The organism is Halomonas sp. HK25, from assembly GCF_047795635.1.
Lineage (GTDB): Bacteria > Pseudomonadota > Gammaproteobacteria > Pseudomonadales > Halomonadaceae > Halomonas.
This window is the reverse complement of record NZ_CP181044.1, coordinates 14,779-28,133: the sequence shown is the minus strand read 5'-3', so window position 1 is coordinate 28,133 and position 13,355 is coordinate 14,779. Positions and strand designations below refer to the sequence as shown.

11 protein-coding genes are annotated in these 13,355 nt (G+C 64.5%); 7 read left to right on the top strand and 4 right to left on the bottom strand.

Annotated elements, in window-relative coordinates:
• Positions 1 to 21: 21 nt before the first annotated feature.
• Positions 22 to 1,734 carry a class I adenylate-forming enzyme family protein gene (locus tag ACM26W_RS00120; protein WP_416138852.1) on the bottom strand — a complete coding sequence of 571 codons (1,713 nt, stop codon included), beginning with the start codon at positions 1,732 to 1,734 and terminating at the stop codon, positions 22 to 24.
• A 35-nt stretch (positions 1,735 to 1,769) separates the two neighbouring features.
• Positions 1,770 to 2,876 (bottom strand): MBL fold metallo-hydrolase, encoded by a 1,107-nt coding sequence (locus ACM26W_RS00115; protein WP_416138851.1) that lies wholly within the window; start codon positions 2,874 to 2,876, stop codon positions 1,770 to 1,772.
• A gap of 204 nt (positions 2,877 to 3,080) precedes the next feature.
• On the opposite strand from ACM26W_RS00115, the gene ACM26W_RS00110 reads away from it, so the two are divergent.
• The 3 genes from ACM26W_RS00110 (at position 3,081) to ACM26W_RS00100 (ending at position 7,353) form a co-directional block, all read left to right on the top strand.
• Positions 3,081 to 4,172: a Rieske 2Fe-2S domain-containing protein gene (locus ACM26W_RS00110; protein WP_416138850.1), complete on the top strand. Its 1,092-nt coding sequence runs from the start codon at positions 3,081 to 3,083 to the stop codon at positions 4,170 to 4,172.
• Positions 4,173 to 4,296: 124 nt separating this feature from the next.
• Positions 4,297 to 5,685 carry a DUF1329 domain-containing protein gene (locus ACM26W_RS00105; protein ID WP_416138849.1) on the top strand — a complete coding sequence of 463 codons (1,389 nt, stop codon included), beginning with the start codon at positions 4,297 to 4,299 and terminating at the stop codon, positions 5,683 to 5,685.
• Positions 5,686 to 5,721: 36 nt separating this feature from the next.
• Complete coding sequence (locus ACM26W_RS00100) at positions 5,722 to 7,353, top strand: DUF1302 domain-containing protein (RefSeq protein ID WP_416138848.1); 1,632 nt, start codon at positions 5,722 to 5,724, stop codon at positions 7,351 to 7,353.
• Between the two features lie 68 nt (positions 7,354 to 7,421).
• Here ACM26W_RS00100 and ACM26W_RS00095 read toward each other — a convergent pair whose 3' ends face one another.
• Together ACM26W_RS00095 and ACM26W_RS00090 are read right to left on the bottom strand one after the other, a co-directional pair.
• Positions 7,422 to 8,168, bottom strand: coding sequence for an enoyl-CoA hydratase/isomerase family protein (locus ACM26W_RS00095; RefSeq protein ID WP_416138847.1), 747 nt, complete (start codon positions 8,166 to 8,168; stop codon positions 7,422 to 7,424).
• A gap of 15 nt (positions 8,169 to 8,183) precedes the next feature.
• Complete coding sequence (locus ACM26W_RS00090) at positions 8,184 to 9,623, bottom strand: coniferyl aldehyde dehydrogenase (RefSeq protein ID WP_416138846.1); 1,440 nt, start codon at positions 9,621 to 9,623, stop codon at positions 8,184 to 8,186.
• A gap of 200 nt (positions 9,624 to 9,823) precedes the next feature.
• Between ACM26W_RS00090 and ACM26W_RS00085 the strand changes: the two genes are divergently transcribed.
• The 4 genes from ACM26W_RS00085 to ACM26W_RS00070 are packed head-to-tail and all read left to right on the top strand — an operon-like array spanning position 9,824 to position 13,349.
• Positions 9,824 to 10,831: a flavin reductase gene (locus ACM26W_RS00085; protein ID WP_416138845.1), complete on the top strand. Its 1,008-nt coding sequence runs from the start codon at positions 9,824 to 9,826 to the stop codon at positions 10,829 to 10,831.
• Positions 10,828 to 11,604 (top strand): glucose 1-dehydrogenase, encoded by a 777-nt coding sequence (locus ACM26W_RS00080; RefSeq protein WP_416138844.1) that lies wholly within the window; start codon positions 10,828 to 10,830, stop codon positions 11,602 to 11,604. Before ACM26W_RS00085 ends, ACM26W_RS00080 begins: the two co-directional genes overlap by 4 nt.
• A 10-nt stretch (positions 11,605 to 11,614) precedes the next feature.
• On the top strand, positions 11,615 to 12,412 hold the full coding sequence (locus ACM26W_RS00075; RefSeq protein ID WP_416138843.1) for a fumarylacetoacetate hydrolase family protein: 798 nt from the start codon (positions 11,615 to 11,617) through the stop codon (positions 12,410 to 12,412).
• Positions 12,413 to 12,437: 25 nt separating this feature from the next.
• Complete coding sequence (locus tag ACM26W_RS00070) at positions 12,438 to 13,349, top strand: acetaldehyde dehydrogenase (acetylating) (RefSeq protein ID WP_416138842.1); 912 nt, start codon at positions 12,438 to 12,440, stop codon at positions 13,347 to 13,349.
• Positions 13,350 to 13,355 lie beyond the last annotated feature (6 nt).

Sequence of the window (13,355 nt, the reverse complement as noted above, 5' to 3'; positions counted from 1 at the left end):
GTGGACTACGGTGCGTGCCGGCTATTCCAACGGAGCGGTGTCCTGCAGAAAGTCTTCGCGCAGATTCTTCTTGAGCAGCTTGCCGGCGGGGTTGCGCAGCAGGGCATCGTGCCTGACGCGGATGGCCGACGGCACCTTGTAGCCGGCCAGGTGGTGGCGCACATGGGCCTGCAGCTCCGCCTCCTCCACCCACTCGCCTTCCCTGAGCGCGACCATGGCCGCCACCGCCTCCCCGGTCTCTTCATCGGGCACACCGAACACGGCGGCCTCGGCCACCGCCGGGTGGGCGGTCAGGCAGGACTCGATCTCCGCCGGAGCGATGTTCTCCCCGCTGCGCACGATCACATCCTTGAGGCGATCCACGATAAACAGAAACCCCTCGGCGTCGAGAAAGCCGAGATCCCCGGTCCTCAGCCAACCATTGTCTAACGCACGAGCCGTGGCCTCGGGGTCTCGCCAGTACGCCTGCATCAGGGTCACCCCCCGCACACAGACTTCGCCCACCTCACCCGCCACCACCTCTTCGCCATCCGGCGCTAGGATGCGCACATCGAACAGGGGCGACAGCGGACCGGAGCTGCGGGGCCGCGAGCGGAACAGCTCTCCGGACACCGCGGTAACGGCGCCGTTGGTCTCGGTCATGCCGAAACCGATGCCGATCATCTGCTCGGGGAAGCGCGACAGCACCTTGTCCAGCAGCGAATCCGGCACCCCCGAACCGCCGAATCCCATCCCCCAGAGCCCTTCCAGGATATCGTCATCGCGCTCCTCGGCCGCCACCACCAGCTGGCGCACCATGGAGGGTGCCCCATTGAACTGGGTGACGCCTTCACTGCGCATCAATGCCAGCGCATCGGCGGCACTCCAGCGGTGCATGAAGATCAGCTGTCGGCCGTGACGCATGGCGGTCAACAGCTGGGCGTGCAGGCCGCTCACATGGAACAGCGGCACCGCGGTCAGAGTGACCGAGGGGCGGCGCTGCGCCTCGATCCGCTTGACGGCCTCGGGCGATGTCATCCCCGATAGAGCACCGATGAAGTCGATATTGAACAGCGCCTGGCCCACGGCGCGATGGCTCGACACCACCCCCTTGGGCCGCGACGTCGCCCCCGAGGTGAACAGGATCAGCGCCGGCGAGTCGGGGTCGACCCAGAACTCCGGAAGCCGAGCTTCGGGCCAGGCCGAAAGCGCCGATTCGAAGCTTGTAGCCTCGCCCAGGGGCAGACCATCATCGTTGCCGGCCACCAACAGCCGGCAGCCGGGCACGCCGGTCTGACCGGCCAGCCGATCGAGTCGCTCACGGTCACAGCACAGCACAGCAGGCTCCAGATACACCAGCGCCTGGCGCAGCTCGTCGCACTGACCGAAGCTGTTCAGGGGCGCCGGCAAGGCCCCGATCCGCACCGCCGCCATGAAGGCCACCGCCCACTCGGGGCGGTTGCGCATGGCAATGGCCACGCGGTCACCGGCCTCGACCCCTTGCGCCAGCAGCCAGGCTGCCAGGGAGTCGACGCCACGAGTGAAGTCGGCAAAAGTCCAGAGGCTATCGAGGTACTTGATAAAGGGGGCATCGCCATGGCCGCGCGCCTCCTCCAGCACCTGCAGCAGGGTCTCCGGCGCATGACGATAGACAGCCAGCCGGCGGCCATTCAGCGCCAGGGTGTCCAGGGCAAAGGGGCTGGCATCGGCCAGCAGCCGCTGCTGTATCGCAGTGTGAATGGCCTCATCCGCCATGATGTCGCTCCTGTTTGTTGTCGAGTTGTTCTGTATCACCCCAGGGTGGACAGGGCGGGCAGCTCACCCTTCCCGCCAGAGTACCGGTAGACGCCGCCCTCCCCCAGCTCCCGGGTAAGCAGGCCCCGCCGGGATAGCCAGTTCAGATGCGCCAGCGTCTCGCCAAAGGCGAGAAACTGCTCGGTAGGGGGCAGCTCGCGGGGGAAGAGCACCCCCATGGCCTCCGCCACGGCGAAGCCGTCTCCGTGACTCCCCATCGCCATCAGCTGTTCGAGGTGGCGATGATGGTGCGCCTGGAGCTGCTCGATACGCGCCGGCAAGCCGCGAAAGGGCTGACCGTGGGACGGCAGCACCAGCGTCTCGGCAGCGAGTTCCCTCAAGCGCTCGAGAGAACCGAACCAGCCGTCCAGCGGGTCCGCCTCGGGCTCCACGTCGCTCACCAGGATGTTTGGGCTGATTTCCGGCAGCAGCTGGTCGCCGGCGATCAGCAGCGCCTCCTGCTCGCAGTAGAGGCAGATATGCTCTGGGGAGTGTCCCTCTCCCGCGATGAGGCGCCACTCGCGCCCTCCAATTTCGAGAACATGGCCGTCGCGCAGCCGCCGGAAACTGGTGGGATGCTGTGGCATGAAGCGGTCGCGGCCGAAAGCGGCCAGCAGCGCCTCGCTCTGCTCATCGGCGAAGCCGCCGGCGCGAAAGTAGGCCTGCATCTGGCTCCGCTGCGCCTCGTTACCCACGCCACCCAGGCCGCGCATCGCAAAGAATTCCCCGTGGCTCATGTAGAGCGGCACGTCGAAGCGCTCCATCAGCCAGCTGGCCAGCCCCGTATGGTCGTAATGAAAATGGGTGCAGATTAGCGCCTTGAAGGGCAGCCCGTCCGGCGACTTTGCCGCCAGCGACTCCCAGATTTGGCGGGTCTCTTCGAGATTCAGCCCGGTGTCCACCAGCCACCAGCCGTCCGCGTCTCGCAGCAGGTAAACGTTGACGTGGTCCAGCGCCATAGGCATGGGCAGCCGTGCCCAGAAGATCCCGTCTGCCACCTCCACCAGCGACGTCTCCCACTCGGGCCTTGCTAGAGGGAATGTCAGAGCCGCCCGCTCCTTTCGACGCCGCTCCCGGCGCACTGCCGCTTCTGCCGCCATCATGCTCTACCTCCTGCTCGGCCAGTCTGCTGCCGGCCGCAACAACGGCGGCCTGCGCTTGTGCGCCCAATCTAGTCAGCTGCCCACGCCCTCAATACGTCCAAAAGGACGATGCCCCGCCTCCCCCCCATCGTCCAAATAGGGTATGCCCCCGCTGAGCGGCTTCCCGAGAATCGAACCGACACGCCCATACAAGAGGATAGGAACATGGCGACATCTCAGGAGTACCGCCTCGGCGAATTCACCTTCCCACGGGGATGGTTCATGATCGCCACCTCGGAAGAGGTCAACAGCCACAAGCCGCTGGCGCTGCGGTTCTTCGGCAAGGACTTTGCGCTCTATCGCGGACAGGAAACCGGCAGAATCGTGCTGCTGGATGCCTACTGCCCCCATATGAAGACCCACCTGGCCGCACGCAACGATACTTCCTATGTGATCATCGACGGCCACGGCACCAATATCGAGGGTGACAGCATTCGCTGCCCCTACCACGCCTGGCGCTTCGGGCCAGACGGCCAGTGCGATGATATCCCCTACCATGAGGGCCCCATTCCGAAGACTGCCTGCGTCAAGTCCTGGCCTGTGCTGGAGAGCCTCGGCGCCATCTGGATCTGGCACGACCCCGAAGGTGGCGAGCCGGAGTGGAGTGCCCCGGCCCTCGAGGAGTGGGATCAGTCAAGCTGGGTGCGCTGGGAGTTCGACGACCTTGGCACGCTGAATCAGCACCCCCAGGAAGTTATCGACAACATCTGCGACTACGGCCACCTGGGCCCCATCCACGGCTCCACCGTGGAGCGCTACGAGAACGAGTTCAACGGCCACCTGGCCACTCAGCGCCAATGCGGCCCTCACCGCACCCTGGTCGATGAACACGGCGGCCAGCCGATCCTGCATACCATCACGACCTACCACGGCCCGGGCGTACTGATCAGCAACATGACCGGCATGCACGATGCCATCCTGATGATCACCCATACCCCTATCGAGGATGGCTCCATCAAGGTCTGGCATGCGCTGCTGGTCAAGTCCCCCGGTGGCAACAGCGAGGTCAACACCCAGGATGTCATTGCGGCCCGCCAGTTTCAGCAGGCCAGCCTGCACGCCTTCATGCAGGATTTTGAAGTGTGGATGAACAAGGCCCCCTGCCTGAATGGACTTTTTATTCCAAGCGACGGCCCCTTCATGAAAGCACGCATCTGGTACAAGCAGTTCTACAACCCCCGTGACAGATCTCGAGAATTTACCGAGCAAACCGACGGGGTTTATGTGCCTAAAGGTGCCGTTCCCTATAGCCAATAACCATCGGCTAGAAAGCGCCTAGTTCAATCGGACGATTCATCTGTAGCGGATGCCTCCTAGATTTTTCAGGGGGGCATGACAACAGCAGTGAACACCCTCGCCACTCGAACAGCTCGGAGGCAGCATGAAAACAATACCTACTATTATCGGCACCAGTTCGTTGCTGATACTGCTAACAGCAACGGCCCAGGCCGCCGTTTCTCCTCAGGAAGCAGCCCGGCTCGGCAATGACCTGACGTGCGTCGGCGCCGAAGCCGCGGGAAACGCGGCAGGCACCATCCCTCCCTTCTCGGGCAAATGGCTGGGAACACCGCCTCACGTCAATTATCAGAAGCACGTGGGGCAGCACCCCGTCGACCCCTACCCGGATGACCGCCCGATTTTCGTGATCGATGGTCAGAACTGGCGTGACCATACCGACAACCTGACGGCAGGTCAGAAAGCGATGTTCGAGCGCTACTCGGACACCTTCCAGATCCCGGTCTATGAGGGTAGGCGAGACTTTCACTACCCGGATCAGGTGTGCGAGATCGCCAAGAAGAACGCGTTGGAGGCTGAGGTGATCGACGGAGGAATGGGCTTTACCGGCTACAACGGCGCCATCCCCTTCCCCATTCCCTCCAATGCCATGGAAGTGCTGGCCAACCACAACAACCCCTATCGCGCCTTTACCGAATCTAACTGGGAGCGTGATATTGCGGATGTCAGCTCCAACGGCAATATCACATGGGGCCGTGTACAGAACCTCAACTTTAACGTCACCACTCATCCTGACAACATGGGAACGCCGGTTGGCGAGGGCACTGACGGTGTGATGGCTTATGCCAGGACTGGCACGCTGCTACCCGCAAGAAATCGTGGCAATGTGACCGTGAGCTCCGAGCCGATCAACTACACCGACGACCGACTGGCCTGGAGCTACAACCCCGGAACTCGTCGGGTTCGCCAAGTTCCTGAATATGGCTTTGATACGCCATATGCCGGTACATCGGGAAAGATCACCATCGATCAGGACCGCCTGATGAACGGCTCTCCTCATCGCTATGACTGGGAGCTTATCGGAAAGAAAGAGATCTATATTCCTGCGAATGCCTACCGCATCCACTCTGATCGGGTTAGCTATGATAGCCTGCTTACGCCGGGGCACTCTAACCCCGACTACATGCGCTATGAGCTGCGTCGCGTCTGGGTGATCGAAGGGACTCTCAAGAACGAATATCGCCACAAGTATGGCAAGCGAACTCTCTATATCGATGAGGATACCTGGCACGGCGTGATCAGCGACTACTACGATCGCCGCGGCGAGCTTGTCCAGCATGCCTTCATCAATTACTTCTACTCCCCCAGCATCAATGGCTGGCACGCCGGCACCAGTTTCTATCATGACTTCACCACCGGTGGATATATCGCTCTCAACCTGTTCCAGGATCTCGACAAAATGGCTGAGCTCAACAAGGGCGACCTGAGCTCCGACATGTTTACCCCGGCAGCCCTGCGCCGTCTCAGCCACTAACAATACTCATAACAAGATCAAGAGAAGAGACTAATCATGCGACGACTCAATATCAGCCCTCCCTTTGCCAGGGTGTCGCCGATCGCGGCTGCCATCATCACTGCCACGGTGTCATCAGGCGCCATCGCCAATAACACCATCGACCTTCCGGCCGATGCCACCCTCGACTGGAAGGCGACAACCACCTATTCACTATCCGCTCGCACCCAGAGCCGTGATAGCCGTCTACGCGGCCCCGGCAACGAAGGCAACGAAAACTTCGCCAGCGGGGACCTGACCGCCAACCGCGCAAGCCTGCTGCTGGAGACCCATACTCGCCGCGACAACCTGGGTCTGGTGGTTTCCGCCAGCACCTTCTATGACGACGTCTATCGCCGCTCCACCTCCAGTGAGAGCGAGCTGACCAACTACGACACGCCACCCGGGGAGTTTACTCCAGAGGCGCGGCGCTACCACGGCGGCTTCTCCCGTTTCCTGGACTTCTACGGCTATACCGACTTCGAACTTGGTAACAACGCCTTCCTCAACCTGCGAGCAGGCCGCCACGTAGTAGCCTGGGGGGAGGCGCTCTTCATGCCGAGCCTCTCCATGGCCCAGGGTCCCGCCGACGGTACTCGGGTCGGCGTGCCGGGCACCGAGGTCAAGGACCAGTTGCTGCCCGAGGACCAGATCTCCTTCCAGCTCCAAGCCGGCAACAACTGGTCCTTCCTGGGCCACTGGCAGTATGACTGGCATGAAACACAGGTCCCCGAACCCGGCAGCTACCTCAGCACCAGCAGCGCCGTCGGCCGAGGCGCCCAGTGCCTGGGGCCGGTCATCAACGGCGCCTGTACCTTCGCGCCTCGCGGCAGCGATATCGAGCCAGGCAACAAGCAGGGACAGTGGGGCATCGGCAGCCGCTATCGGCTGGGCATGAATACCGAGCTTGGCCTCTACTACCTCAACTACCATAACCGGATTCCGCTCACCGAGATCAACCCGCTGGCCAACAACGGCCAGGGTGAATACAACATTCGCTACTTCGACGATATCGAGCTCTATGGCGCCACCTTTACCACTTCACGAGGCAACGTTTCCTACGCAGGTGAAGTGACCTACAAGAAGGGTGCCCCCACGCTGGTCAGCACTCAGATCATGGACCAGCAGGGGAACTTCAATACGATTCCCAGCCCGACACGGGCGGATATCATGCAGACCAACCTGAACGCCTTCTATAACGTCGGGCGCACCTCCTTCGCCGACTCTGTCACGCTGATTGGTGAGCTCTCCTATGTGGATATCATGGACGTGGAATCGAGGCGTCTGCCAGGCACCGACGACCTTCCCGAAGCCTTCGCCCCGGAAACCGACGAGCTCTTCTTTACCGGTCACGGCTTTGCGTTTCAGGGCTCAGCGATTCTGGACTATCCGGGATTCACCGAGAGCTGGGACCTGGGGATTCCAATCAGCTACTCGCGGCAGCTCAGCGGCCGCACCCTGACCGGCGGCGTTGGCGGGGAAGGCGACCACCGCCTGAGTGTAGGCGCCAACTTTATCCATCGCAGCGGCCTGGAGGTGGGCGTCAGCTACCTTACCTACCTGGGTGGCGTCGAGGTGGATAACCCCGTCAAGGAGCGCCGACTGGCCGACCGCGACTACGCCTCGTTGGTCATTCGCAAGGCCTGGTAAATCGAAGCAGAGTGTCACGCTAAAAGCGCCCCGCCGGCAGGCGGGGCGCTTTGCGTTCTCAAACAGAGTCAGCCCAGCAGGGCCCGAATAGCGCGCTGCGCCCTCTCCCCCGCGAGCAGGCGAGCAAAGTGCTCCAGCTCCTCGGCAATCGCCTGTTGAAGCGCCTCCCGACGGCCGTGGCCCTTGAGCAGGCGCTTAGCCTGTCGCACCGCCTCCGGGTCCAGCGACATCAGCGTCTCGATGCGCTCGTCTAGCGCCTCCTCCAGGGCGGCGCGCTCCACCACCCGATTCACCAGCCCAAGCTGCCGGGCCGTGGCGGCATCGCAGCTCTCCCCCATGACCAGCATGTCAAACGCGCGCGGGTGCCCCAGCCAGTCAACCAAGAGCTTGCTGCTGCCCCCTTCCGGCACCACCCCCAGCTGCGTGAAGGGCAGGCTAAATCTCGCCTCCTCGCTGCAGATCACCTGGTCGCAGTGCAGCAGCAGGGTGGTGCCGATCCCGACGGCGTGGCCCTGCACGCCTGCCAACAGCGGAGTCTCGAGGCCGGCCAGGGTCAGCAGCAGGCGGCGCGGTCCCGCGAGTCCGTCGGGGCTACCGTCATAGTCGAGGAAGTCCCGCAGGTCGTTTCCCGCACAGAAGCTTCTCCCCTCCCCCGTCAGCCGGATCGCCCGGATATCGGCGTCACGATCGCCCTCCTCGAGGGCCTCGGCCAGATCGTGATAGAGCGCGCTATCTAGGGCATTGAGGCGCTCGGGGCGGCTGAGCACCAGGCTCAGCACGCCGTCCTTTCGATGAATCGTCAGACCGTCGGACACGGTTCTCTCCTTGGCTTATTCCGAGGTGACCTGGGCCAGCAGCATCTCCCGCAGGTGGCCGCCATAGGGAGGCAGCATGCCCCACTCGGCGCGCGGGTCCTGCGCCGGCGCCTTGAAGACGGTACGCGGGTGGCTGAACTCCTGGAAGCCTTCCCAGCCGTGGTAGCGCCCCATGCCGGAGGCCCCTACACCGCCGAAGGGAGCGTCATGCATGGCTGCATGCATCAGGGCGTCATCGAGGGTCACGCCCCCCGACAGGGTCTGCTCCAGCAGGCGCCGCCGCTCGTCCGTGTCTTCGCCGAAGTGGTAGAGCGCCAGCGGCCGATCACCGGCGTTGATGCCCTCGATCACCTCGTCCAGGGTGTCATAGGGCAGTACCACCAGGGCAGGCCCGAAGATTTCCTCCCTAAGGATGCGGCACGCCTGCGGAGGGGCGACCACCAGGCTCAGCGGTCGCCGGCGGCTGCCTGCCACGGCCTCCTCGTCAGGCACCGTCTCGACGCGGGCGCCGGTTTCCCGGGCCTCCTCTACCAGCGACTCGATGCGCGCCAGATGGTGGTCATTGATGACGGCCACTGCCTGTGGGTTTTCGACGACTCGCGGGTAGAAGCTGGCATAGGCCTCCTGGAAAGCGGTGAGAAACTCCTCGAGCCGCTCCCGCGGCACATGCACGAGATCGGGGCTGATGCACAGCTGACCGGCATTGGTGGACTTGGCCAGCGCCAGCCGCCAGGCCGCCGTGGCCAGATCGGCACTGCTGCCGACCACCGCCGGCGACTTCCCGCCGAGCTCCAGGGTCACCGATACCAGGTTCCGGGAGGCCGCTTCCATGACCTTGCGCCCCACCTCCGTGCTGCCGGTGAAGACCAGATGGTCCAGGGGCAGCCCCGCGAAGGCGGCTCCCACCTCGGGCCCTCCGGTCACCAGCTGGACCAGGTCCGGGTCGACGTGGCGCGCAAAGGCCTCGACCAGTACCGCGGCCGTGCGGGGCGCCAGCTCGGAGGGCTTGAGGATGGCCCGATTGCCGGCGCCAAGCACGCAGGCCAGCGGGCTAAGCAGAGTATAGAGCGGGGCATTCCAGGTGCCGATGATGCCGACCACCCCCTTGGGCTGGTACTGCACCCAGGCCTCGGCGCCCAGCTGATCGTAGGGGGCAAAGGGTTGGCGCGGCTGGGGCTGCATCCAGGCGTCGCAGTGGTCGCGGGCATGCTTGAGAGATGACAGCGAGCCGAGAATGTCGTTGGCAAGCGAGAGCTCCGCGGGGCGCCCCCCGAAATCCTCGTCCATCGCCTGCACCAGCGGCTCATGGCTCTCGACCAGCATGTCGATGACCTGCTGCAGCCGCCGCCGGCGCTCGGCGGCAGGCGCCACCCCTTCCCCATCTGCCGCCTGGCGCAGCCTTGCCAGAGGCGCTTCCATCTCGTGTCGTGCTCTTTCGACGGCCTGCTCAGTCATACCAAAAGCTCCTGTACCTGTAGTTGTGTTGTCAGCAGCACCATGGGCTACACGCCCAGCATTTCTCTCCACTGGCAATCCGGAAACGTCCATGCGGACGACCCTGCTTTCGGTAGAAGCGCCCGTTTAGTCCGGAAAGACGATGAGACACCCTCTCGGGGCTCGGATACTGCCTGAACTAGCCGCATCAGGAGTCTCCCATGAGCCACACCAGCTTCGATACCCGCGCCTTTCGCAGCGCCCTGGGCACCTTCACGACCGGTGTCACCATCATCACGGCTCGTGGAAGCGATGATGTACCCGTCGGCATCACCGCCAATAGCTTCAACTCGGTCTCCATGTCGCCCCCCATGGTATTGTGGAGCCTGGCCAAATCTGCCTACAGCCTGCCGACCTTCAAGGAGTCCCAGCACTGGAACGTGCACGTGCTGGCCCTGGAGCAGGAACCGCTATCGAACCGCTTTGCTTCCCGCGGCGAAGACAAGTTCGCCGTTCTCGAGCTGGACGAGGGGATCTCCCCGGCGCCGCTGCTGCAGGGGTGTGCCGCGCGCTTCCAGTGTCGCACGCTCTTCGTTCACGACGGCGGCGACCACCTCATCTTCGTCGGCGAGGTGCTCGCCTTCGATCGCAGCGAGCGCCCCCCGCTGGTCTTCCAGGGGGGGCAGTATGCGGTCTCCACGCGCAAGCCCCAGGTGCCACCGCGCCTGACCAGCGTCGTGCCGCCGCCCGACTGCGTCTATACCGAGGACCTGCTCGGCTACCTGCTGGGGCGCGCCCACTTCCAGCTTCTCTACCAGCTGCGCGAGACGCAGCAGGCCACGGAACTGAGCGATCACCTCTTTTATATCCTCTCCGTGCTGCTGATTCGCGATCGGCAGTCGCTGGCGGAGCTCAACGCCTTCATCGGCTACACGGGCAGCCCGGTAACCCGGCAGGACCTCGACGACCTGACGCAGCGCGGGCTCATCGCCGCCGAATCGCGTGACGGCGTGAACCGCTACCGGCTGACCGCCGATGGCCGCGAGGTCTCGCTGCACCAGATCGCTGCCGCCAAGGCGGTCGAGCAGGCGCTCACCGAGCGGCTTGGCGAGAGCGATGCCCAGATCCTGAAGCTGCTGCTCAAGCGCCTGATCACCGACAGCGACCCCGGGCTGCCCGACCTGTGGGTCGCCGATGAACCTGCCACTTCCGCGGAGAATCTCCCATGACCTCGATCCTCGAGCGTTTTTCTATGCATGGCCAGGTGGCCGTCGTTACCGGCTCCGGCCGGGGCCTCGGGCGCGCCATCGCCCTGGCCTACGCCGAAGCCGGCGCCGACGTGGTCTGTGCAGCCCGCACCCTTGAAGACGTCGAAAAGGTAGCTGACGAGGTTCGCGCCCTGGGACGCCGCGCCCTGGCCATCAGCTGTGATGTCACCAGCGACGAGGAGCGCCGTGCGCTCGTCCAGCGAGCCGCCGCGGAAATGGGCAGGCTGACACAGCTGGTAAACAACGCCGGCGGAGCCGGTCCCAACCATCCGCTGAAGATGTCGCCGGAAGAGCTCGATGCCGTGCTGCACTTCAACGTGACCTCGGCCTACTCCCTGATCCAGCTCTGCGTGCCCCACCTTCGCGAGGCCGGCGGCGGCAGCGTGATCAACATCACCTCAGGCGCCGCCCGCTATATCCAGCCGCACTTCAGTGCCTACGGCACGGCCAAGGCCGCACTCACCCAGCTGACCCGCCTACTGGCCCAGGACTTCGCCCCGGATGTCCGCATCAACGCCATCGCCCCGGGGCCCATCCTGACCCAGGCCCTGCAGAACGTGGTGCCGGAGAAGATGCTGGCCGGCATGGCCGAGAACACCCCACTCAAGCGCATCGGCAGCGTCGAGGATATCGCCGCCGCCGCGCTCTATCTGGCGTCGCCCGCCGCCGCCTGGGTCACCGGCAAGGTGCTCGAGGTAGACGGCGGTGCCGAAAGCAGCGTCTGGCCCGGCTGAGGAGCCCATCGTGACCATCATCACCGACAACCGTACCGACGCCATCGCCGAGGAGCTCCTCGGGGCCCTACGGGGAGGCTACACCGTCCCCCCGCTGACCGATCGCTATCTGGACATGACCATCGACGAGGCCTACCGCGTCTCCCTCCAGGCACTGCGCGCCCGGGAAGCGGAGGGAGAGCGCCTGATCGGCAAGAAGATCGGCGTCACCAGTCGCGCCGTCCAGGAGATGCTCAACGTCCATCAGCCCGACTTCGGGTTCCTGACCGACCGCATGCTGTACGCCAACGGCAGCACCATCTCGCTTGCCCAGGCGGGCCTGATTCAGCCCCGGGCCGAGGGCGAGATCGCCTTCATGCTCAGCGATGACCTGCCGGCATCGGGAGTCACCCGAGACGCTGTCCTGGCCGCCACCGAGTGGGTGGCTCCCTGCTTCGAGATCGTCGACTCCCGCATAGAGGCCTGGAAGATCCGCATCCAGGACACCGTGGCCGACAACGCCTCCTGCGGCGTCTTCGTCATCGGCGAGGCACGCGTCTCCCCCCGCGAGCTCGACCTGGCCAGCGTGCGCATGACGATCCATCAGAACGATGCGCTGGTGGCGGAAGGCTCTGGCGCCGCGGTGCAGGGCCACCCCGCGGAGGCGGTCGCCTGGCTGGCCAACACCCTGGGTGCCTACGGCCTTCCCCTGCGGCGCGGCGACCTCATCCTCTCCGGCGCCCTGGCTCCCCTGCTGCCGGTCACCGCCGGTGACCGCTTCGCACTCACCATCGAGGGACTCGGCAGCAGCCATATCGCCTTCTGCTGATCCCGCGACACGACGAGAAAACACCATGAGCAAGATACGCTGTGCCCTGATCGGGTCGGGCAATATCGGCACCGACCTGCTGTACAAGCTGCTTCGCAGTGAGGTGCTTGAGCCCGTCTGGATGGTCGGTATCGACGCCGACTCCGAGGGACTCAAGCGCGCCCAGGCGCTGGGCCTCAAGACCACTGCAGAGGGCATCGAGGGGCTGCTGCCTCACATCGGGCCCGATGACATTCGCATTGCCTTCGATGCCACCTCGGCCTACGCCCACGCCGAGAACTCCCGCCTGCTCAACGAGCAAGGCGTGCTGATGATCGACCTGACCCCGGCGGCCATCGGCCCCTACTGCATTCCCCCGGTCAATCTTTCGCAGCTGCTGGACGCCCCGGGCCTCAACGTCAACATGGTCACCTGCGGGGGCCAGGCCACCATCCCCATGGTGCACGCGGTGAGTCGAGTCCAGGCCGTCGAATATGGCGAGATCGTCGCCACCGTCTCATCCCGCTCCGTGGGGCCCGGCACGCGCCAGAACATCGATGAGTTCACGCGCACCACTGCCGGGGCCGTGGAGCAGCTGGGCGGTGCCCGGCAGGGCAAGGCGATCATCGTGATCAACCCCGCCGAGCCGCCGATCATCATGCGCGACACCATCCACTGCCTGACCGCCGAAGAGCCCGACCAGGATGCCATCACCCGCTCGGTGCAGGAGATGATCGCCGAGGTGCAGCGCTACGTTCCCGGCTATCAGCTCAAGAACGGCCCGGTGTTTGACGGCCGCAAGGTCTCGATCTTTCTCGAGGTGGAGGGGCTGGGCGACTTCCTGCCACGCTACGCCGGCAACCTCGACATCATGACCGCCTCGGCCACCCGCACCGCAGAACGCTTCGCCCTGGAGATGCTGGCCGGCACTCTTTCCCTGCACACCGCTGATGTCTGAGGAGAC